At 64.5% G+C, this 21,687-nt stretch carries 21 protein-coding genes; 7 read left to right on the plus strand and 14 right to left on the minus strand.

The window, feature by feature from the left end:
• Positions 1 to 26: 26 nt before the first annotated feature.
• From TZ53_RS23275 to TZ53_RS23310, 8 genes are all read right to left on the minus strand, one after another.
• Positions 27 to 647 carry a response regulator transcription factor gene (locus tag TZ53_RS23275; RefSeq protein ID WP_037486757.1) on the minus strand — a complete coding sequence of 207 codons (621 nt, stop codon included), beginning with the start codon at positions 645 to 647 and terminating at the stop codon, positions 27 to 29.
• A complete protein-coding gene (locus TZ53_RS23280; RefSeq protein WP_044663295.1) occupies positions 637 to 2,172 on the minus strand; it encodes a PAS domain-containing sensor histidine kinase in 1,536 nt (511 codons plus the stop codon). Before TZ53_RS23280 ends, TZ53_RS23275 begins: the two co-directional genes overlap by 11 nt.
• 58 nt (positions 2,173 to 2,230) lie before the next feature.
• The gene (locus tag TZ53_RS23285) at positions 2,231 to 2,704 is read right to left on the minus strand and encodes a DUF305 domain-containing protein (RefSeq protein WP_013039091.1); all 474 of its coding nucleotides are present in this window, start codon (positions 2,702 to 2,704) and stop codon (positions 2,231 to 2,233) included.
• 90 nt (positions 2,705 to 2,794) lie between these two features.
• Positions 2,795 to 3,913, minus strand: coding sequence for a copper resistance protein B (locus TZ53_RS23290; protein ID WP_030541627.1), 1,119 nt, complete (start codon positions 3,911 to 3,913; stop codon positions 2,795 to 2,797).
• Positions 3,913 to 5,838, minus strand: coding sequence for a copper resistance system multicopper oxidase (locus TZ53_RS23295; protein ID WP_044663296.1), 1,926 nt, complete (start codon positions 5,836 to 5,838; stop codon positions 3,913 to 3,915). The genes TZ53_RS23290 and TZ53_RS23295 overlap by 1 nt, the downstream gene beginning before the upstream one ends.
• Positions 5,839 to 5,904: 66 nt before the next feature.
• The gene (locus tag TZ53_RS23300) at positions 5,905 to 6,471 is read right to left on the minus strand and encodes an RNA polymerase sigma factor (protein WP_007683367.1); all 567 of its coding nucleotides are present in this window, start codon (positions 6,469 to 6,471) and stop codon (positions 5,905 to 5,907) included.
• Positions 6,468 to 6,908: a periplasmic heavy metal sensor gene (locus TZ53_RS23305; protein ID WP_007683368.1), complete on the minus strand. Its 441-nt coding sequence runs from the start codon at positions 6,906 to 6,908 to the stop codon at positions 6,468 to 6,470. Before TZ53_RS23305 ends, TZ53_RS23300 begins: the two co-directional genes overlap by 4 nt.
• Entirely contained in the window at positions 6,908 to 7,180 is a 273-nt protein-coding gene (locus TZ53_RS23310) for a hypothetical protein (RefSeq protein WP_004212738.1), read from the minus strand. Before TZ53_RS23310 ends, TZ53_RS23305 begins: the two co-directional genes overlap by 1 nt.
• Positions 7,181 to 7,313: 133 nt before the next feature.
• Between TZ53_RS23310 and copC the strand changes: the two genes are divergently transcribed.
• The 4 genes from copC to cueR all read left to right on the plus strand — a co-directional run bounded on the left by copC (position 7,314) and on the right by cueR (position 11,787).
• Positions 7,314 to 7,691: a copper homeostasis periplasmic binding protein CopC gene (gene copC, locus TZ53_RS23315; protein WP_022684260.1), complete on the plus strand. Its 378-nt coding sequence runs from the start codon at positions 7,314 to 7,316 to the stop codon at positions 7,689 to 7,691.
• Between the two features lie 4 nt (positions 7,692 to 7,695).
• Positions 7,696 to 8,640: a copper homeostasis membrane protein CopD gene (copD, locus tag TZ53_RS23320; RefSeq protein ID WP_044663297.1), complete on the plus strand. Its 945-nt coding sequence runs from the start codon at positions 7,696 to 7,698 to the stop codon at positions 8,638 to 8,640.
• 394 nt (positions 8,641 to 9,034) lie between these two features.
• On the plus strand, positions 9,035 to 11,392 hold the full coding sequence (locus TZ53_RS23325; RefSeq protein WP_028056237.1) for a heavy metal translocating P-type ATPase: 2,358 nt from the start codon (positions 9,035 to 9,037) through the stop codon (positions 11,390 to 11,392).
• Positions 11,389 to 11,787, plus strand: a complete 399-nt coding sequence (gene cueR, locus TZ53_RS23330; RefSeq protein WP_022684257.1) for a Cu(I)-responsive transcriptional regulator — start codon at positions 11,389 to 11,391, stop codon at positions 11,785 to 11,787. Before TZ53_RS23325 ends, cueR begins: the two co-directional genes overlap by 4 nt.
• A 26-nt stretch (positions 11,788 to 11,813) precedes the next feature.
• Here the strand turns inward: cueR and TZ53_RS23335 are convergent, their stop codons facing one another.
• Together TZ53_RS23335 and TZ53_RS23340 are read right to left on the minus strand one after the other, a co-directional pair.
• Positions 11,814 to 12,449, minus strand: a complete 636-nt coding sequence (locus TZ53_RS23335; RefSeq protein WP_007683376.1) for a response regulator transcription factor — start codon at positions 12,447 to 12,449, stop codon at positions 11,814 to 11,816.
• Positions 12,450 to 12,988: 539 nt separating this feature from the next.
• Positions 12,989 to 15,937 carry a Tn3 family transposase gene (locus TZ53_RS23340; protein ID WP_233431824.1) on the minus strand — a complete coding sequence of 983 codons (2,949 nt, stop codon included), beginning with the start codon at positions 15,935 to 15,937 and terminating at the stop codon, positions 12,989 to 12,991.
• A 128-nt stretch (positions 15,938 to 16,065) separates the two neighbouring features.
• On the opposite strand from TZ53_RS23340, the gene TZ53_RS23345 reads away from it, so the two are divergent.
• On the plus strand, positions 16,066 to 16,659 hold the full coding sequence (locus TZ53_RS23345; RefSeq protein ID WP_007683474.1) for a recombinase family protein: 594 nt from the start codon (positions 16,066 to 16,068) through the stop codon (positions 16,657 to 16,659).
• Complete coding sequence (locus tag TZ53_RS23350; RefSeq protein ID WP_007683476.1) at positions 16,656 to 18,017, plus strand: hypothetical protein; 1,362 nt, start codon at positions 16,656 to 16,658, stop codon at positions 18,015 to 18,017. The genes TZ53_RS23345 and TZ53_RS23350 overlap by 4 nt, the downstream gene beginning before the upstream one ends.
• Before the next feature lie 245 nt (positions 18,018 to 18,262).
• Here the strand turns inward: TZ53_RS23350 and TZ53_RS23355 are convergent, their stop codons facing one another.
• From TZ53_RS23355 to TZ53_RS23365, 4 genes are all read right to left on the minus strand, one after another.
• Positions 18,263 to 18,565: a response regulator gene (locus tag TZ53_RS23355; protein WP_337589259.1), complete on the minus strand. Its 303-nt coding sequence runs from the start codon at positions 18,563 to 18,565 to the stop codon at positions 18,263 to 18,265.
• 309 nt (positions 18,566 to 18,874) lie between these two features.
• Entirely contained in the window at positions 18,875 to 19,201 is a 327-nt protein-coding gene (locus TZ53_RS27995; RefSeq protein WP_223178489.1) for a Rap1a/Tai family immunity protein, read from the minus strand.
• A gap of 75 nt (positions 19,202 to 19,276) precedes the next feature.
• The gene (locus TZ53_RS23360; protein WP_236614763.1) at positions 19,277 to 19,621 is read right to left on the minus strand and encodes a PepSY domain-containing protein; all 345 of its coding nucleotides are present in this window, start codon (positions 19,619 to 19,621) and stop codon (positions 19,277 to 19,279) included.
• Positions 19,622 to 19,677: 56 nt separating this feature from the next.
• The gene (locus TZ53_RS23365) at positions 19,678 to 20,568 is read right to left on the minus strand and encodes a DUF1259 domain-containing protein (protein ID WP_008603797.1); all 891 of its coding nucleotides are present in this window, start codon (positions 20,566 to 20,568) and stop codon (positions 19,678 to 19,680) included.
• A 195-nt stretch (positions 20,569 to 20,763) separates the two neighbouring features.
• On the opposite strand from TZ53_RS23365, the gene TZ53_RS23370 reads away from it, so the two are divergent.
• The gene (locus tag TZ53_RS23370; protein ID WP_008603798.1) at positions 20,764 to 21,687 is read left to right on the plus strand and encodes a chromate resistance protein ChrB domain-containing protein; all 924 of its coding nucleotides are present in this window, start codon (positions 20,764 to 20,766) and stop codon (positions 21,685 to 21,687) included.

The raw sequence follows: 21,687 nt of genomic DNA on the forward strand, positions 1-21,687 counted from the left end.
TCGTCGCTACGTAGAGGGCGCAGTTATCACGTCTTGCGACCGAACCCGGCAGCAAAGGCGATCCTCAACGCCTCAGAGAGATTGCGGACCTCGAGCTTGGCCATGAGGCTGGCGCGGTGAACCTCGACCGTCCGGGATGAGCAACCCAGATCATAGGCGATCGTCTTGTTGGGCAAGCCGTTCGCCAATCCTTCCAGCACTTCCTGCTCGCGGGGGGTCAAGGCAGCAACCCGCACCTCGGCTTCCGACGATTCCAGCGCGCGAAGGTCGACATCGTCGAGACGAGCGAAAGCGCGCCTCACGGCCTCGAGCAGGGCAGCCTTCTCGAAGGGCTTTTCGAGAAAGTCAATCGCGCCGCCTTTCATAGCCTGCACAGCTACCGACACATCGCCGTGGCCGGTCAGGACGATGACCGGCATGTTGATCCCACGCGCAGCCATAGTGGTCTGGACTTGGAGACCGTCCATTTCAGGCATCCGCACATCCAAGATAACGCAGCCTACTTCAGCGGACTTCGCTGTCCTGAGAAATTCCACTCCGGAGGTGTAGGCGATGACATCATAGCCCGCGGTTTTGAGCGCGAAGCTTGCCGCCTTGCGGATGCTCTCCTCGTCGTCGACCAGATGAATGATGCGTCTATCCCCCATGTTCCTCCTCCGCCCGCGCGTGGATCAGCGTGAAGTGAAAGCACGTGCCGCCTCGGTCGGAGCGCTCCATCCAGATGCGGCCGCCATGTGCTTCGATGATCGTCCGGCAGATCGAGAGGCCAAGGCCCATGCCGTCGGCCTTCGTCGATGTGAACGCCATGAACAGTTGTTCGCGAATTTCTTCCGCGATCCCGGGGCCGGTATCCTCCACCGTAACCTCGACAAGGCCGTCGGCACGCAAACTCGTCGCGACTTTGAGGTCGCGGATCGATGATTCTGCCATGGCCTCAACGGCGTTGCGCATCAGGTTTACGAGCACCTGCTGGATCTGCACCCTGTCGATGAGGACCGGCGTGGCTGCGGGGTCGATTGCGAAGAAGCTACGGATGCCCCGCTCGCGCGCGCCGACCAGTGCCAGTTGGCTTGCCTCGGTGATGACTTGCGGCAGGTCGTGCAAACTCTTGTCGACCTCACCGCGTGCGACGAAGTCGCGGAGGCGCCGGACGATGTGGCCAGCGCGCAGCGTCTCCTGAGCGGCATCGTCCATTACGGACCGAAGAGAGACGAATGGCTCATCATCCTGGACAGCGAGCATGTCCCGAATGGTTTCGAGATAGAGCGCCACTGCGGCGAGCGGCTGATTGAGTTCATGAGCAAGCGTGGAGGCCATCGTACCCATCGCGCTCAACCGCGAGACATGAACCAACTCCGCTTGCAGTTCCTTGAGCCTGAGCTCATCCTGCTCCTTGGCGGTGAGATCCCGGATGAACCCTGTGAAAAGCCGCTGGCCCTCTTCACCGGCCTCGCCGACCGACAACTGCATCGGGAAGGTCGAGCCGTCGCGGCGCTGACCCACAACGACGCGGCCCAGACCGATGATCCGGCGCTCGCCCGTCTGCAGATAATGCGCGATGTATTCGTCGTGCCGGTCGCGGTCGGGCTGAGGCATAAGACAGGAGACATTTTGCCCGACGAGCTCGGCTTCCGAATAGCCGAACATGCGCTGGGCAGCAGCGCTGAACGAGGTGATGACGCCGGCCTCGTCGATTATTATCATTGCATCAGGTACGGTCGCCAGGATCGATTGCAGATGCTGCTCGCGCGTTTCGTTTGAAGCCCGGACCGCCGCCTCGTCGGTGACATCCCGGCTGATGCAGGCAAAGCCTCGATGGGCGTCGTCTTCGAACAGCGCAGTGATGGTCAATCGCGCAAGGTATTCCGAGCCGTTCTCGCAGACTCGCCAGGCTTCACGCTCCAGAGTGCCTTCGCGCAGAGCGGCGTCCAAGTCGGCGCGGGGCCGTCCTGCCGTTATCTCGTCTGGCGGGTAGAACAGGTCGTGGGGCTGTCCCAGAACGCGATCGAGCGGCCAGCATTCGGCACGCTCGCCTTCTTCATTATAGCTCAGCACGATCCCGGAAGGATCGAGCAGCGTCAGGACGTGGCCGCCAGCCTGTCGCAGGAACAGCGGCGCAAGCCGCGCTACGTCGCTTGCAATCTCGTCCGCCCCGCGCCTCGTGTCGACCATCGGCCGGCTCACATACCTGGCCGGGCGCACGTATCCGGGCGTAGCCCGACCGTGCCACTCAGCGCCGCGCGAGTATGGCCTTCATCTCGTCGATTTCCTGCCGCTGCGAGCGCTTGATCGATTCGCAAAGCCGGATGACTTCCGGATCGCTGAGCTTTGCTTCCTGGCACATCAGGATCGCCCCGGAATGGTGCGGGATCATCGAGCGCAGAAAGGCCGTGTCGCCGATCGTGGTCTGGGTGCGGATGAGTGCAAAGCTGCCGAAGAAGGCGACCAGCGACGCGGCGATCAGCGCGATGTTGGCGGCCTTCGACGCGAACATGTGCCGCATGGCGAGGATCATCAGCACCACCATCGGCGCGACCATCATCAGCGTCATGTAGAGCATGTTGAGGTTGTTGTAGAAGCTGTCGAGCCCGTCGATCATGACGAACATCACCAGATACATGATGACGCCGCTGATGACGGTCTGAACGGCAAGGCTCCAATAGGCGCCCATCTTCCGGGTGTTCATGTGGGACGAATGGTCCATGGCGTATCTCCTTCGCTCGGCGCCGGCCGACCTGGGTATGAGTGTAACGCCCCGCTCTCTTGTTCGCCCCCGCCATCAGCCGTCCTGATGCTAAAACCAGAAGCGAACGCCGGCGACGAAGCTGGTGGCATGGACGTCCTCGCCCGCAAGCCTCGACAGCCGCGCCGTGTCTCCGGCTTTGCGCAGATAGGAAACGCCGATGTAAGGCGCGAACTGGCGGCTGAATTCGTAGCGCAGGCGCGCGCCGAGCTCTATGTTGACCAGCCCCGAACCGATGTCGTTCTCCGGAATATCCTGTGCGGCGAAATTGACCTCGGCGCGCGGCTGGAGGATCAGGCGCTGGGTGATGCGCTGGTCGTAATAGCCCTCGACCCGGCCCAGAACATCGCCCTTGGTCGAGAGGAACAGCGCGCCTTCGACCTCGAACATGCCAGGAGCCAGGCCCTCGACGCCGATCGTCGCGTAGGTGCGGTCGGGCCCGCGGCCGAAGTCCTGGCGGATACCGCCCTGAAGATTGAAATAGGGGTCGATGGCCCGGCTGTAGAGCACCTGCACCTCGGCGCTGTCGATGCCGCGGCCGAACTCGCCTTCGCCCTCGCTCTTGAGCCAGAGCCGGTTGATGTCGCCGCCGTAAAAGCCTTCGCCATCCCAGCGATAGCCATCGCGGCCGCTATGCGCCTGATACTCGAACAGGTTGAGCAGCATTTGCCCGAAATTGTTGCCGCCGCTATCCTTCATCATGATGTCGCGCGAGCGCGCCATCTCGCCGCCGGGAAAATCACGATCGGCGAAGTGGTCGCTTGGGGGAGGCGGCGGGGGCGCATTGCCGGCCGGAAGCGCCGTGCCGGTCATTTGCATGCCGGGCATGGCGGGCATTCCCGGCATCGTTGTCTGGCCATGCTGCGAATGGTCCATACCCGGCATCTCCGGCATCGCGGGAGACGCGGGTTGCGGCTGACCGGCCGCATCTCCCTGCGGCGCAGGACTGGCCTGGTGCTGCGAATGGTCCATCGCCGAGGTGGCGTCCGGCGCTGGTGTCTGAGCGCGCGGCCTGGCGGCGGCCTTGTCCTTCTTCTTCTCCTGCGCCGGCGCCACTTCGCCCGGCGGCGCCATGCCGGGCATGCCGTGCATCGAATGATCCTGGGCAAAGGCGGGCGCGGCAGCGAAAAGGGCGATCGCGCTCACCAGCGGCGTGAGGATGCGGGTCATTACGCGTCTCCCTTCGGACGGACGCTCACGACCCGCATCATCCCTGCATGCATGTGGTAGAGGAGATGACAGTGGAAGGCCCAGTCGCCGACCGCGTCGGCGGTGAAGTCCCAGGTCACCTTGCCGCCGGGCTGGACGATCACCGTATGCTTGCGCGGCGCATGATCGCCATGCCCCGTCACCAGCTCGAAAAAATGCCCGTGAATATGGATCGGATGCCCCATCATCGTGTCGTTGATGAGATTGACGCGCACCCGCTCGCCTTCGATGAAGGGGATCGGCTCGTGATGGTCCGACATTTTTTCGCCGTCGAACGACCACATGAACCGCTCCATGTTGCCGGTGAGGTGAATGTCGATGCTGCGGCTCGGCGCGCGCACGTCCGGATTGCGATCGAGCGCCATCAGGTCCCTGTAGACAAGCACCTTGTGGCCGACGTCGGCGAGGCCCTGGCCGGGCTCGCCGGTGCGGTCTACGGGCATCGGCGAGATGGTCTGGACGCTCGGGTCGCGCTTCACCTGCGGCGCGTTCGAGAAGTCGCGCATCTTCATCGAGCCCATCGCGTGCCCGCCATGATCCATGCCCGCCATCTGGCCATCGGCGCCCATCGCGCCGTGGTCCATGCCGGCCATCGATCCATGATCCATCCCCGAATGATCCATGCCTGCCATGGCGCTATTGTCCATGGTCGCCATCGCTGCCGCCGCGCCGGTCGCGAGGCGCGCGGACGCGTTCTTCTCGGCCGTCGGATCGACGCCCCGCATAGCGCCGCCCGACATGTCCATGCCTTCCATGCCCGGCATCGAGGACATGTCCATGCCCATGTCCTTCATGTCGGCGAGCGGCCGTTTGCGTAAGGGGGGAACCTCGCCGGCCATGCCGGCGCGCGGCGCGAGCGTGGCACGCGCCATGCCCGAGCGGTCGATCGCCTCGCCGACAAGGGTGTAGGCCTTGTCATCGCCTGGGCTGACAACGACGTCGTAGGTCTCGGCAACACCAATCTGGAACTCGTCGACGGTGACCGGCACCACATTCTGCCCGTCGGCCTGGACGATGGTCAGCGGCAGGCCGGGGATGCGGACGTTGAAGGTGGTCATCGCCGACGCATTGATGACCCGCAGCCGCACCCGTTCGCCCGGGGTGAAGAGCGCGGTCCAGTTGTCCATCGGACCATGGCCGTTGACGAGATAGGTGTAGGTGGATCCGGTCACATCGGAGATGTCGGCCGGGTCCATCCGCATCTGGCCCCAGTCGAGCCGGTCTTTGAGCGGCTGATCCTTGCCCGACAGGAGCCCGGCCAGGGTCTGGCGCTGGAAATTGAAATGGCCGGGGTTGACCTTGAGGCGCCGGAAGATCGCCTGCGGCGAGAGCGCGCTGTGATCGGCGAGCACGATGACATGCTCGCGGTCATAGGCGACCGGATCGGCACCGGCGGGATCGATGATGATCGGGCCGTAATGGCCTTCCTGTTCCTGCAGGCCTGAATGGCTGTGGTACCAGTAGGTGCCGCTTTGCACGACGGAGAACTGGTAGAGGTAGTTCGAGCCCGGCTTGATGCCCGGAAAAGACACGCCCGGCACACCGTCCATATTGGCCGGCAGGATCAGCCCGTGCCAGTGGATCGAGCTGTCCTCCTCCAGCTGATTGACGACGTTGAGCCGCACGCGCTGGCCCTCGCGCAGCCGGATCAGCGGGGCGGGGACCGTGCCGTTGAGGCCGATTGCCCGGAACTTGCGCCCGTCGATGGTCATCGACTGCCGGGCGATGGTGAGCGTGATGTCTTCGCCCGCCACGGTCGGCAGCGTCGGGCGCATCCCCGGCGAGATCGTCTGCGCCCAGGCCGGCAGCCAGGCTGACAGTGCGGCGCCACCACCGGCGAGGGCCGCTCCGCGAAGGAACTGGCGGCGGTCGAGAGCAGATATCATTCGGTTGTCTCAGCTTTAAGAAAGAGGGCGGACCTATTGGGAATACGCAGCATGGCCTCATCCCCCTCAAACTTTCTTTAATATTTCCGAAAGGCGTGCCCTAGCTCGATAGAGGCGCGTTTCGACCGCCTTCTGGCTGATCCCGAGAATTTCGGCGGTTTCAGCTTCCGATTTCTCGTCGATCGTACGCAAAATAAGCGTGTCCTTGAGGGAAGACGGCAGGGCAGCAATCGCTTTCATTGCTTGCGCGAGCTGCTGTTCGGCCCCGATCGCCTGATCGGGCAGCGGTGCGTCGTCGGCGACGCCGTCCGCCTCGCCGAGCGGTAGGGCTAGGGCAAAGAAATTTCGAACCGCTCGCCGACGCCGCCAGTCATGGCATTTGTTGATGACAATCCGGGACATCCAGACCTGGAAGGGTCGGGTTACGTCATAGCGGTTGAGTGCGGCAAAGGCCGCGACGAAGCTCGCCTGGGTGACATCCAATGCCTCATCCATAGATCCGACATGGCTGCGCACGAGCCGGTGAACCCAACCTTGATGCCGGCGGACCAGCTCGCCATAGGCCGCTTGCCGGCCTCCAAGCGCCAGAGCCGCGAGCTCCCCGTCCGAGCAGTCGGGGAGGCACGCGGTCATTCGGATTTGGCCGTCAGCGCTTTCACCACGGCGTCGTCGAATTTGTCCGTCTGATCCGGGCGCAGCACGGCCCGCATCGCGAAGATATGCTCAAGTGTTTCTTTCTGCAGCGCGCCCATGGCCTGGTGCGAGCGATCCACCGCAGTTGCGACTTGCGGGCCATAGCCATGCTCCGCTTCGATCGCTTCCGCGAGACGCGCATTGTCGGCGCGCAATTCGGCCTCCAGCGCTTGACGCCGGATCGCGTAGTTCTTCTCGATTGTCTCGAGTCGGCTGTGTTGCGCTGAATTCAGCTTCAGATCGCGATGGAGCAGCTCGTGCAGCTCATTTTCGACCGGGCGCACTGGAACCACATAGACGCGGCCAATGACAACGCCAGCGATCGCCGCGGCGAAGGTCACCAGGACGAGGAGCAGGAGCCGGCGGCGGTCGCGCATCACTGCGAGCTCAGCAGCGTCGAGGGCGCAAGCGCGAGCCGAGCATCGAAGGGCGATAGCGGTTTGGCATCAGCAGACCGTGTCGGAACTGCCGAGCCGGCAATTCCGATGAACAGCGCGGTTGCGGCCGCGATGCCGAACGTCATAGCGCCAAGGCTTGGTATGGCCCGGATGCGCGCTATTTCCGCCATGACCCGGCTTTCCAGGCCGCCGAGCCTGGGATCGAGAGGCGCATCGCGCAACCGCGAGAGCAGGTGGTCAAGTTCATCCATGGTGCTTCTCCGTCTTCATCCTTCAATACGCACGATGGTCCAGGAACCCTTGCTGTAGATTGAAAAGAATAATTGCGAGGGGTGGGGGCTCGGGCTGCGTATTGTCTCATGGGATCTACAGGAGAATGTTCCAATGCGTTTCTTTTCGCCTCTCGCAGTTATCGCCGCCGTCGGCCTGAGTGTTTCTGCTCCGGCCTACGCGCATCCCAAGCTTGTGTCCTCGACGCCCGCCGCGAACGCCAGCGTCTCGGCGCCTTCGCGTATCACGCTCACCTTCAGTGAAGGTCTGATGCCGAAGCTGTCGGGCGCCGAGATCGTGATGACCGGCATGCCCGGCATGCCCAACCACCGCATGGCGGTTACCGGCTTCAAGACGGCCGTCGAAGGCGGCAAGACGCTCGTGCTGGCGCTCGACAAGCCGCTCATGGCAGGCAGCTATCAGGTCGCCTGGCACGTCGTCTCGACCGACACGCACCGCATCCAGGGAAATCTCGCCTTTACCGTCAAGTGAAGCCATGAACGACGTGGCACTCGTCGCCGTCCGCTGGGCACTCTACGTCGATCTCGGCCTGCTGTTCGGCCTGCCGCTGTTCGCGCTCTATGCGCCTGGCGGCGGCCGGATCGTTCAGCGGCATATGCCGATGGCGGCAATGGTGGCCTGTCTCGCCTGTCTCGCCCTCTTGCTGTCGGCGCTGGGGTTCGCGTTGCAGGCTGCGGCCATGACCGGCCTGCCGCTCACCCAGCCTGATCTATCCATGGTCGCAGACCTCATCAACGGCACGTCCATGGGAACGGCGCTGAAGGCGCGTCTTGTCGCGCTTCTTGTTCTTCTGCTCTGCATCCCCTTCTATCGCCGGCAATCCCGTCCTGTCTTTATCGCGTCCACTCTGGCAGGCGCGGTCGCGCTCGCGACCCTCGCCTGGAGCGGGCATGGCGCGGCCGGCGAAGGCGAGGCGGGCTGGCTGCAACTGGGGGCCGATCTCATCCATCTGCTCGCCGCGGGCGCCTGGGTCGGCGCGCTTGCCGCATTCCTTGCGCTGGTTCTTACCAGGCTCGCAACCGATGATCTCGCCACTGAAGACATGGACCGGGTCATGCTCGCCGAGGAAGCGCTGCGGGGCTTCTCCCTCGTCGGCACGATCATCGTCGCCCTGCTGATCCTGACCGGGACGGTGAACGGCTGGTTCCTGGTCGGCCCGGGCAACATCGCGTCTCTCGGGCAGTCGACCTACGGCCTGCTGCTCATCGCCAAGCTGCTGCTCTTCGCCGGCATGCTGGGCCTGGCCGCGCTCAACCGTTACCGCCTGACCCCGGCACTGGCGCAGGCGATCGAGGAAGAGGACGCGCCCCGGGCGCAGGCGCTGTTGCGGGCGAGCCTCGTCGTCGAAGGCGGTCTTGCGGTCGTCATTCTCGGGCTGGTCGCCTGGCTGGGGACACTGTCGCCACCCATGTCGATGTAGTTTATCGTTTCGAACGCCTCGCGTTGGGAGAAGCCAATGCAATCGTACACCCCGCCGCGCGGGACTGGATCGACGAAAGACTATGATCGCGCGATCCGCCTGTGGGCGCGGGAGAAGCGGTGGCGTGCCGCCATGCTTGCCATGCTGCGCCCGGATTGGCGCCTGGTAATCGCCGATTATGGCCGCCAGCACGGGTCTCATGCGGCTCGCCTTCCGCCTGACCGTGCAGCGGCTCGATGGCATCGACGATACCCAGCCCAATGCCGACGGCGTGCTCCCCGGCCTGATGGCGGCCAAGCGAACGGGCCCGCCGATTTGGCCGCTTAGGCGATTACGTATTGACCCTGACACGGTGTCAGACCCTAGATCGTCAGGCGTCGAAAGGAGCGAGGCGATGAACGAGACACATGGAGCGGCGCATGGCGGCGGTTGCTGCGGCGGCCACGGCACCGCTAAAGCGGCGACCGGCGTCAAGGACCCGGTCTGCGGCATGACCGTCGACCCGGCGACCACGGCGCATCACGCCGAGCATAGCGGTGAAAGCTATCATTTCTGCAGCGCGGGCTGCCGGACCAAATTCATCGCCGATCCCGAGCGCTATCTCGGCCCGCCGACGCCGCCGGTCGCGGCGCCCGAAGGCACGATCTGGACCTGCCCGATGCATCCCGAGATCCGCCAGGACCATCCCGGGTCCTGTCCGATCTGCGGCATGGCGCTCGAACCCGCGACCGTGACCGCCGACAGCGGCCCCAGCCACGAGCTAGTCGATTTCACGCGGCGCTTCTGGGTCGGCCTCGTGCTGGCTCTCCCGGTGCTGATCCTCGAGATGGGCGCGCATGTCTTTCCCGCGATCCATCGCCTCGTGCCGATGTCTATCTCGGTATGGATCCAGTTCGTGCTGGCGACACCCGTCGTGCTGTGGGCGGGCTGGCCGTTCTTCGAGCGTGGCTGGGCCTCGCTCAAGACCCGCAACTTCAACATGTTCACCCTGATCGCGATGGGGACCGGGGTCGCCTGGATCTACAGCGTCATCGCGACGCTCGCGCCTCAGCTGTTCCCGCCGGCCTTCCGCGGCGAGGACGGCATGGTTGCCGTCTATTTCGAGGCGGCCGCGGTGATCACCGTCCTCGTGCTGCTCGGCCAGATGCTCGAACTGCGCGCGCGGGAACGCACCTCGGGCGCGATCAAGGCGCTGCTCAACCTTGCACCAAAGACCGCGCGCCGGATCGGTTCTGATGGGAACGAAGAGGAAATCAGCCTTGATCTGGTTGCGGTGGGCGACCGCCTGCGGGTGCGGCCGGGCGAGAAGGTGCCGGTCGACGGCGTAGTCGAGGACGGCCGCTCCTCGCTCGACGAGTCGATGGTCACCGGCGAATCCATGCCCGTCACCAAGGCAAAGGCCGACACAGTGATCGGCGGCACGCTCAACCAGACCGGTGCGCTGGTGATCGTCGCCGACAAGGTCGGCCGCGATACCATGCTCGCACGCATCGTCCAGATGGTCGCTGAGGCGCAGCGCTCGCGCGCGCCGATCCAGCGCATGGCCGATCAGGTGTCGGGCTGGTTTGTGCCCGTGGTCATCGCGGTCGCGGCCGTCGCGTTCATCGCCTGGGGCATCTGGGGTCCCGAGCCGCGCTTCGCCTATGGGCTGGTGGCGGCGGTCGCCGTGCTGATCATCGCCTGTCCCTGCGCACTGGGGCTGGCAACGCCGATGTCGATCATGGTCGGGGTCGGCCGCGGCGCCGGGCTCGGTGTCCTCATCAAAAATGCCGAAGCACTCGAGCATATGGAGAAGGTCGACACTCTCGTCGTCGACAAGACAGGCACGCTGACCGAAGGCCGGCCTGCCGTCACCCAGGTCGTGCCGGCGCCCGGCTTCGACGAAGCCGAGCTGCTGCGTCTTGCCGCCTCGGTCGAGCGGGCGTCCGAGCATCCGCTCGCGCTGGCGATCGTCGAGGCCGCCAAGGATCGCGGCATCGCCACGAGCGACGTCACCGACTTCGACTCGCCGACCGGGCGCGGCGCGCTCGGCACTGTCGATGGCTGCAGGATCGTTCTCGGCAACGCGCGGTTCCTCGGTGACGAGGGCGTCGCCACCGAGGCGCTCGCCGACCAGGCCGACGCGCTGCGCCGGGATGGCGCCACCGCGATCTTCATCGGGGTCGACGGCACAGTCGGCGGCGCCTTCGCGATCGCCGATCCGGTGAAGGCCACGACACCAGAAGCGCTCGCCACGCTCAAGGCGGAGGGCATTCGCGTGGTCATGCTGACAGGCGACAACCGCACGACGGCGGAAGCGGTCGCCCGGCGTCTGGGCATCGACGAGGTGGAGGCCGAGGTGCTGCCCGATCAGAAGAGCGCCGTGGTCGCGAAGTTCAAGCGCGAGGGGCGGGTGGTCGCCATGGCCGGCGACGGTGTCAACGACGCCCCCGCGTTGGCCGCCGCCGACGTCGGCATCGCCATGGGTTCCGGCACCGACGTCGCGATCGAGAGCGCTGGCGTCACGCTGCTCAAGGGCGACCTGACTGGCATCGTCCGGGCGCGGCGGCTCAGCCAAGCGACCATGTCGAACATCCGCCAGAATCTCGTCTTCGCCTTCATCTACAATGTCGCGGGCGTGCCCGTAGCGGCGGGTGCGCTCTATCCGCTGTTCGGTATTCTGCTCTCGCCCATTATCGCGGCGGCGGCGATGGCGCTCTCTTCGGTGAGCGTGGTCACCAACGCGCTGCGCCTCAACCGGAAAGCACTGTGAACATCGGCGAGACGTCACGGCAGAGCGGCGTCTCTGAGCGGATGATCCGCCATTATGAAAAGATCGGCCTCATCCCGGCGCCGGCGCGTCGGGGTGCTGGCTATCGTGACTATGGCGAGCGCGACCTCCATCGCCTCCGGTTTATCGCCAATGCCCGCGATCTCGGCTTCCCGATCGAGGAGATCCGCACGTTGCTCAGCCTTTGGGCCGATACCGGCCGTGCCAGCGCGGAGGTGAAGCGGCTTGCCCTTGCCCGCGCCGATGAGTTTCAGCGCAAAGCCGAGGCGTTGACGGCGCTGCGCGACACGCTAATCGACCTGGCCGAGCGCTGCCAAGGCGACGAGCGGCCGGATTGTCCGATCATCGCCGAACTGGCCGCGGCCCGATCCGCATAGCATCCGGCATCGCACGGCCGAGAATTTTAGGGGTGCCCGTTTTCGGTCGATTCGTGCAGGTCGACGGCGAAAGCGATCCGCAACAGGTCGGGCAGGCTTTGCGCGTTGAGTTTGATCATCAGACTGGCCCGATGCAGCTCGACCGTGCGCGACGTGACGCCGAGTTCATCTGCGATAAGGCTATTTGGATAGCCTCGCGAAATTCCTCTCAGAACGGCCCGTTCGCGCTGCGTCAGTCTCGCGGCTTTCGAAAGAGCGTCGGCCTGTTCGGAGGCACGACGGGCTATACTCTCAAGCCAGCTGAAGCCGCGGTCGATCGCGCCGAGCAATGCGGCCTTCTCGACCGGTTTGGCGAGAAAGTCGGCAGCGCCCGCCTTCATCGCCTGTACGGCGAGCGTAGGATCGCCATTGCCCGTCAGCACCACGACGGGCATGTCGATACCGCGTCGCGTCAGCTCCGCCTGAACCTGCAGGCCGTCCATGTCGGGCATGTGCATGTCGAGAACCACGCAGCCTTTCTCGGCGTCCTCTGCGCTCAACAGAAACTCCGGCCCCGAAGCGTAGGCTTCTACGGCAAACCCTGCGGTCCGCAACGTGAAACTTAGTGCTTTTCGTATTGTCTCTTCGTCATCGACGATATGCACGACGCGCTTGTTCCCCATAGCCCCCGAGATCGATCAATACGCAGTGCCGCGAGGGCAGCGCTTCAAGGGATACTTCTCTGCACGTTGGACTATGGTCGCAGGTCAAGAGTAAAAATTTGGCGAGGCAAAACGGCGAAGGACAGCGAAACTGTGAGGGTTCGGCTACTCCGCTCACACCAATGCCGCGGTCGCTGCGGCTCATTGCCGGGTCTCTGCTCCGGACGATGCATGCGAGTTGCCCGCGCCGCCCTCGGCGCGATCGAGCCATCGCTACGCTTCCATCACATCGTCGACCGGCAGCGGGTTACTGGCGCCCGGCGGGCGAGGGGGGCGGGTTGGCCCTTGACGGCTGCGCGATCGGACGCCCAGGATAGCAGGGTGGCGCGCTTTACTTCGGGCTCAAGCTTCAGGTGCCCAGCAACGTCGAGGGGATCGATGAACGAGCGTGTGTGCGACACGACATATCCTCCTTCCCTGCCGCGATTTTCTCCGAAAGGGAGATCTCAGGAGATTGGTTCGGACTCGTTTAGGCCTCTGTACATTATTCGGACACAGATTCACGGTAGCGGCTTGATGAGCAGCGGCATGAGGCCATCGGCATCGAGGTCGAGGCTCTCGGACCAGATATAATCGCCGGTGAGATTGATGCGGTCCCATCCCAGCGGCGACAATCGGGACAGCATGGCGGGATCGACAGGTGTGCCGCGGTGCCGCAGTTCATCGACGGCACGACCGAGATAGCGGCAGTTGAAAAGAATGATGGCGGCCGTGACGAGGTTGAGCGCTGCCGCGCGGGTCTGCTGGTTCTCCAGGCCACGGTCGCGAAACCGCCCGAGCCGATGGAAGGCGACAGCGCGGGCCAGGCTGTTGCGTGCCTCGCCCTTGTTGAGTTCGGCGGTGACCGTCCGGCGCAGATCGGTGTCGTCGAACCAGCGCAGCGTGAACAGTGTGCGCTCGATCCGTCCGACCTCCCGAAGTGCCGCAGCAAGACTGTTTTGTTGACGATAGGCGGACAGCTTCTTCAAAATCAGCGACGGTGTGACAGTGCGGTCGCGCATCGCCGCGATGACCTCCGCAATTTCGGCCCAATGGCTGACGATCAGGTCCCGACCGAGGCGGCGCCCGAACAGCGGTGCGAGCCGACCATAGCGCCGCGCGGGCTCGAAACCATAGAGTTGTCGATCCGACAGGCGCGGAATGCGCGGCTCGAAATCGAGGCCGAGCAAATGCATGACGGCGAACACGATATCGGAGACGCCGCCACCATCGGTGTGGAGGGCGGTGATGTCCGCGCTGCTTTCGTGGCCGAGGATGCCGTCGAGTGCGTGGATCGCCTCGCCCGCCGTCCCGGCGATGACCGTCTGATGAAGCGGTGCGTATCGATCGGTGATGGTGGTGTAGATCTTGACCACGGGGTCGCGACCGTAATGTGCGTTGACCGTTCCTCCGGCTTCGCCGGCACCGCCGAGATAATAAGCCTGCCCATCGGCCGATGCGCGATGCCCCGAACCAAACCAGGCGGCGAGCGGTTCGGCATGGATAGCGTCGGTCAGGCTGGCGAGCGCGGCGCGAAACGTTTCCTCGCGCATATGCCACGTCTGCATACGCAACAGTGCGCGACGCGAGGCGACACCGCAAACTTCGGCCATGCGCGACAGACCAAGGTTGGTCGCCTCCGCGATCAAGGTGGCAAGAAAGGCGCGTTCGTCGGCGGGAGGCAGACCGGTCGAGACATGGCCGAAATGCTGGATGAAGCCGGTCCATCGTTGAACCTGCGACAGCACATCCGTGATACGGGTGGCAGGCACCATGCCGTAGCAGGTGAGCGCAAGTTGCCGCCCTTCATCCTGACCAGGGTCTTCTTTGGGGTCTTTCGGAAACCGCAGCCGCTCGCCGGCAAAAAGGGGGGGATCGCGTTTGTCCAGATCGCGGGCGACCTCGCGCAGGGCGCTATCAAGCCTTGCCGCCCTCTCGTCGAGCCAGGCGTGCGGATCGCCGAGCGAGAAAGCGGGCTTCGGTACGGGGCTGGCCGGTGGGGCAAGCAGCACACTGAGCGCGCGATGGACGCGCGCGGTCGGCACCCAGATACCACCGGATGCCAAAGCATTGGAAAGCGCGCTGTAAGTCGCCATCTCCCAATGGGTGCGATCGATCCCGCCTGCGGTCATGACATGCCGACGCCAGCGGTGCTCGACATGGCCAAGCGGCACGTCATCGGGCAACGCCCTGCGCCAGTCTCCGTCGAGATCGGCGAGGATCGCCATCGCATCGCGCAACGGCTGCATTCCGGCCCGGCCCTGGAAATCAAAAGCGCGCACGAACGACGGCCCCATCCGCTTGAAGGCGCGATATTCCGCCGCGATCTCGTCCAGAACCTCGTTCCGGTGCGGTGAGGCGGTACGTCGGATGATAGCGGCGTCGGCGTCGATGATGTCGAGGGATGCCACGGCATCGACCGCCGCGGCGACATCGCCGCCAGCCCGGGCCGCCTGGCTGATCGCTTCCAGAACCCTGGCGATGCGTAACATCCGTTCGCGGCCCTCGCGGCCGGAAACGGCCACGCGCTGTTCGAGCCGTTTGCGGGCGCGCAGATGGGCCCGCCCCACGAGCGCAATGAACATATCGATCGCCGCATCGGTCAGTGTCGCCTCCAGCTCGCGCAGCGTCGCGAGCAGCACGACCCGCCTGCGGGCCGGGCGCATTTGCTGGAAAGCCTGTGCCGTGTAGCGCACACCCTCCCGGGCGAATTGCCCCAGGCGCGGTTCGTGGCGAACATCAGGGGAGAAAGCCGATATGCCCGTCCCACGAATCAGCGTGATCTTTTCGACGATTTCCAAAAGCGAAGCGGATGCGACACGCGGTTCTGGCTCGCGCAGCCAGGACAGACGGCTCTGCCGGTCATGCACCTTGTCATCGATCAGCGCGTCGAGTTGCTGACGCATCTCATGGCCAAGGCCGCCATCGATCGCGGCCACGAGATCCGTTTCCGCCTGATGTATCGCCTCGGCCGCCATGCGCTCCACGACGCTGACACCCGGGATCACGATCCGACGCGCGCGCATCTCATCCAGAAGCCGGCCGAGCAGCGCGCGTCCGTCGATGATGCTCGCCGCCTCGTTTGTCAGCCATGTCCGCAATTCCACGCGGTGCGGGCGGCTCAGATCGCTGAAGCCGAAGCGCGTCTTGATCGCGGCGAGCTGATCGTAGCGCGTGGGCGTGCGTCTGGCGAAATCAGCTATGACCTTTGCATCCACCCCGACCTGCTCGGCAATATGGTCGAGCATGACCGCAGGCAGCAGTTCCCCGTGGCGCAGATGCCGGCCCGGGTAGCGCAGGCAACAAAGCTGCAGGGCGTAGCCGAGTCGGGTGGCGGGCGTGCGCGCGGTGTCGATCGCGGTCATGTCCTCACCTGACAGACTATAGTGCTTCACGATCGCCGCCTCGTCGTCGGGCAACATCAGCAGGGCAGCGCGCTGCCGCGTCGTCATCGGAATCCGTCCGGGCATCTTTGAACCTCCAAAAACCACTTGCCTTTCGGCATGATTCTGAAAGAGGATTGTGAAAGACAAGAGGCCGCAGGAATCCGTTCATGCCGCACTGGCCTCCGGATACGGCCGTTTGTGAAAGGCAGGATTTGACCAGGGCACCCTATCTGATCGGCTATGCGCGGGTGTCGAAGGGTGACGAGCAGTCGAACGCCGCCCAGCGCCGCGCCCTCGACGCGGCTGGGTGCAGGCGCGTGTTCGAGGAAATTGCCAGTGGCGGGCGCTGGGACCGGCCAAAGCTCCTGGAGATGATCGGCCAGTTACGCGACAGTGACGTCGTCGTCGTCTGGAAACTCGACCGGCTATCGCGCAGCCTCAAGGATCTGCTGCACATTATGGAGCGGATCGAGGCGGCGGGCGCGGGCTTCCGCTCGCTGACCGAGGCGATTGACACCACCACGGCCGCAGGTCGCATGATGATGCAGATGGTCGGGAGCTTCGCCGAGTTCGAGCGCGCCATGATCCGCGAGCGCACCTCCGCCGGCCTCGCCCAGGCGCGCGCCGAAGGGCGGATCGGCGGACGCCGGCGCAAACTCGGCGAAAAGCAACGGCGCGAGATCGCGGAGTCCGTCATCTCCGGACGAAAATCCGGCGCCGAGATGGCGCGGCTCTATCATGTCAGCGAGCCGACCGTTTCGCGCATCGTCGCCGCGCACCGACAGACTATGGAGCTACCGGCATGAAACGCGGCCACGACCTGACCGGGCTGATGAAGTTCGCGACACGGCCCGAGTGGGCCGACGACCTGCATGACGCGCTCGACGATCATCTGGGGCCGGTTCTCACGCAGTTCGACATCGATTCCGACGAACTGCCCGGCATCATCGGGGATCACTGGGCCATGACCTTGTGGGGCTGCGCGTTCGAGGACCTGGTGACCCGCGTCTTCGAGCCCGATGGCCGCAACATCGTGGACGAATATCTCAAGCGCCGCGGATGGAACGAGGCCGGCCCCAACAAGCTCTACATGCGCGCGCTGAAGACCTCCGTCATGAGCGTCTATGAAGTCAGCGCGATCGAGCCCGGCGTCGGCTTCCTCGCGCGAGATCTGATCCGGGGCGGTGATCCCGTCCAGGTCCGCGAGCGCACCGCGTCCAGGACGCTGGGCCCGTGGGATCGGATCGGCGTGCGCATCATTCCGGTGAGCGGGCATAGGATCCTGGCAGGCGGCCTGCTGTCCTTTACAGCGGAAGCCACCAGCGCCCTTCTCGAGGCATTGCGCCTGGGACAGGGCAAGCGCGGCCCGCGCGCGAAACTAGTGATCGACGATGATCAACTGCGCGACCTGGCGCCGCTCATCTCGATGGTCTGGCTGTTCGACATCTTGCCCAGGATGCTCGAGCCTGTCGCCATCCCCACGCTGCATAACGCCGATGGCGAGGAGGTTGTTTTCCACCGTGTCCGTTTTCCGTTCACGCGGGGGACGACGCAGGCACTCATCGGCGACCGCCTCGATACCGTGCCCGCCCTGCAGCGGGAAACGTCACATTTCTGGAACTGGCTCGGCACCAGAACAAAACAGGGCAAGAAAGGCACCGGCCAGATGGCGTGGGGTGTGTCAATGGAAGACGGCACGCCGGTGCTTGGGAATCTGGAACTCAAGGGCCGCGCTCTGATCCTCTCCGTCACCTCGGCCGAACGTGCAGAACGCGGCGTTGCACTCGTCACCCAGGCGCTCGGCGCCCTGGTGGGAACACCTTTGACCGAGATCGAGACGATCGAACAGGCGATGGCTGCGCGTCAGGAAGGACGAACCGTGTCGGAGCCGGCACCGGACATCCCGGTCGAGGTCGCCACCCCGCTTGTCCACGGCATGCTCGATCGTCAATACCGGACACTCCTCGATGAGCCTGTCCCGATGCTCGGCGACAAAACGCCGCGACAATGCGCCGGCAGCAAGGCCGGACGCGACCAACTCGCCACGTGGCTAAAACATCTCGAAAATCTCAGTGGGAGACACGCTGACATCGATGATCCGATGGCGACGTACGACTTCGGGTGGATATGGCAGGAACTCGGGATCGAAGAACTGCGCCGGTGACGGCTTGACCCCGCAACGATGAAGGACATGCTGGCCGCCTGATAGACACTGGAGCCGCCTTCACCAACGGTGCCTGCGGATTTGTATTGCGCACGGCTGCTCGCAGGTGCAGCATGAGGATGCCTTTCAGGCATCCTCTCCTAAAACTATGGCCGGCCGTTGTGCCGGCCTTTTTGTGTGGCCGCGACGGCTTACGTAGCGCAATCCCTGGCAGAGAAGCTGGCGCCGACGTCCCTCAAGCTCGCCTACCGTGAATCTGTGGCCGAATAATGCACAGGGGCCATGTAGGGCTTGGCGATATAGGCAGCGCCGTTCGGCAATTCGCCTGCACCTGGTCGCACGCGGCCAGAGGTAACGAGGACCGGCATGGACGGCCATCGGTCGCGGACGGCAGCGGCCAAGGCAAGGCCGGTCATCCCTCCGGGCATTTCAATATCGGTGAACACCGCGCCAATGTCATCGCGGCCGTCAAGGATCGCCAGAGCGTCCGCCGCCTCGCACGCCTCAAAGACGCGATAGCCCGCGTCCATAAGAATGTCGGCCGCCATCGTCCTCACTAGGGGTTCATCCTCCACAACCAGCACGGCCGCGCTGCCCGATCCTAATCCCATTTTCCCGGCTCCCCGTCCTTTTCGGCCTTCTCCTGTGCCGCATCACGCAACATTCCCGCCCAGCAAGGCGTCACCTCAAGGTTTGTGCGCCAGACAACGATTTGGCAGACATAATGCGAACATCGGCTAATTAGCGAGCTTGAGGCGCGACATGGGATCGTTGAGCTGGCGGAATTCACCGCCAGGCGGACGCTCCGCCTGCCCTCAAAGGCAGCCGCCGGGCAGGCTACGCCGCGGGGTACGATGCTACTGACATGGCCAAGCCTTCGCTAACGAGCGTTCAGCTCCGGCCACCATATGAACACTCATAAAATAGCTATTCTGCTCCGCCCAGCGTAAATATGCCGCGCGCAGCGCCGATCGGTCATAGCGTGGAGCGCGGCATTCCGCTTTTCGCGCGACGATCATCATGTCGAGCACGCCTTGGAGGTAAGCGCCGCATCGCGGCTCATTCGCTTGACAGCTTACGAACAACGCCGAGCCCGTCGCCGACGCGGGTTCGGTTTGGCCGATCGCACTATCAGGCAGGGCGGCCAAAGCGGCGCATAACAATATCCATCGCCTTGGCCGCATTTTCGTCTCCTATTCCGCAGTATCATTTCGGAAGGGGCGCACGGCCCTCGACGGCCGGCGCCCCGTGCTGATCCATCATTCGCGGCCGAGCACCTGGCCTTCGGGCGTGACGAACAGTTCGATCGTCTTTCCGTCGCTGTTCTTGCCCTTGATTTCATAGAGCGTGCTTCCGTCCGCCTTTCGGGTGACTTGCTCCGCTTTGCTTATTGACGCGAGTTGCGCGCGTGCCGCGTTCATCGCGGCCTCGGGCACCTGAGCAAGCGGGATGTCTCGTTCGCTGTGCTTGCCGATTATCCGGTTTTCGTTCGCCTCGTGGTTTTGCGCGATCGCCACGCCCGCGATCGCCAGCGCGGCCGCGCCCACGCCTGCGACAACAGTGAGAGTTCGTTTGCTAGCCATGTTCCATTCCACTTCCTGCATAAGGGCCGTGGGGTCGGGCGGGCGGCGGTTACGGCCCAATGAGCCGTCGTCCGAGTTCAACTCCTCTGATTGTTCATCCTGTCGAGCGCCGCGCGCAGCCCACGGGCGAGCTTGGCTGCGTCGTCGTTGGCCCAGAAGTGCATGAAGAACAGCCGCGGCTCGTCGTTTAGCATATGATTATGCAGCGCCGTGACCTCGATCCCGTTCGTCCGCAGCACGCGCAGGACCGGATCGACCTCGTTTGCGACAAGTACGAAATCGCCGGTGATGGCGGCTCGGCCGTCCCCGGTTGGCTGAAAGTTGATCGCGGTCGCCGTGCCCATCGTCGGCGGAGTCTCCATATCGCCGTCCATCAGCCGCTCGGCGCGCGGAAAGCTGTATTGGAGGATGCCACCGGCCGTCTTGCCCTCACCGCCCATCAACCGGTTGAGCGCGGCCACATCGAGGTCGAGCCGCGATGCGGCTGCGCTGGCCGAAGGCGATTGCGGCGCGGCGAGCGGGGTCCGACTGGCTGATAGCGCTTGCCGGAGCGCGGCCGCGAGCTTCACCGGGTCGCCGTGGCCGGCAATGTGCATGTACATGGTCGCAGGCGAAGAGCGGAGCAGGTGATTGTGGAGCGCGGTGATCGTAAAACCGCTTGCGAGCAGGCGGCTCAAAACGGGGTTCACCTCGTCGTGGGTCAGCACGAGATCGCCCATCACCATCGCCTCGTCGCCCATCGGCTGAAACGCCGCCCAAGAGCCGAGCGCGAGGGAGGGCTTGATCGTCACCCCATCCAGCGTGACGCTCAGGTCCGAACGCGGGAAGCTGTAGCGGTGAACGCCCCCCGGCTGTTCGGCCCCCGCTCGTCCTATCGCCCGGTCGACAGCCGACCAGTCCGGCGCTGCCCAAGCCGGGCTTGCCAGCAGGAGGCTGGCGAATCCCAAGGCGATGGTCTTTTTCAGCATAATTGATCCTTCATCAGCGCACTCGACACGGAAAGCCTCACGTCATGCGAGCGCGCCGCCGGCGAGCCGCGACATTACGCTCCGGTTTCTTTCTTCGGGATAAGCAGTCCTATGCTCATGAGGCTTGTGATGCAACCCTTACACTTGTAGGCTAGTGACGATACAACTATGACAAACACACAAGCTTCCCCTTGGTTGCTCCTGATCCCGCAGCTTCCGGCTAAGCCTGCCTATTTGCGGGTGAAGGTCTGGCGGCGTTTGCAGGCGATCGGGGCCGCGCCGCTCAAGAACGCCGTCCATGCGCTCCCCAATCGCGAGGACACGCGCGCGCTGTTCGAAGAACTGCATCGCGAGATCACCGAAAATGGCGGCGAGGCGCTGATCCTCGAAGCGCGCCTTGTCGGCGGCATGGGCGATGCGGAGCTGCGCGGAGTGTTCGACGCTGCGCGTGACGCCGACTATGAGGAGTTGGCACGCGAGGCGCGCGCGCTGTGTGAGGGCGAGTATGTCGCGGCGGCGGATGTGGGCCGCCTGCGCAAACGCCTGAACGAGGTCGCCGCGATCGACTTTTTCGGTGCGCATGGTCGGCAGGCGGCACAGGCCGCCATCACCGAGGCGGACCGCCGCTCTCACCAACATCCCGATGTGAGCGGCCCCGGTGCGCCCGAGCTGACCCCGGCGGAGCTAAAGCGCCGCGTTTGGGTGACGCGCCGCCATGTCCATGTCGATCGCATCGCGTCCGCCTGGCTCATTCGCCGCTTCATCGACCCCGAGGCGAGCTTCAAGTTCGTCGAGGGCAAAGGATATGTGCCGGAGCCTGACGAACTGAGGTTCGACATGGCGGACGCTGAGTTCACCCACGAAGGCGACCGCTGCTCCTTCGAGACCTTGGTGTTCCTCACCGGTCTCGAGACCGACCCCGCGCTGCGGGCGCTCGGCGAAATTGTTCACGACCTTGATATTGCCGATGCTCGGTTCGAGCGCCCGGAAACTCCGGGAGTGAGCGCGCTTATCGCCGGCATCTGTGCCGGCACCGACGACGACGAGGAGCGGATCGCGCGCGGATCGACCGCGCTCGACGGATTCTATGCTCACTTCACCCGGCGAAAAGAGGACTAA

Origin of the sequence: Sphingobium sp. YBL2 (assembly GCF_000943805.1) — a bacterium.
In the GTDB taxonomy this organism is placed as follows: Bacteria; Pseudomonadota; Alphaproteobacteria; order Sphingomonadales; family Sphingomonadaceae; genus Sphingobium; species Sphingobium fuliginis.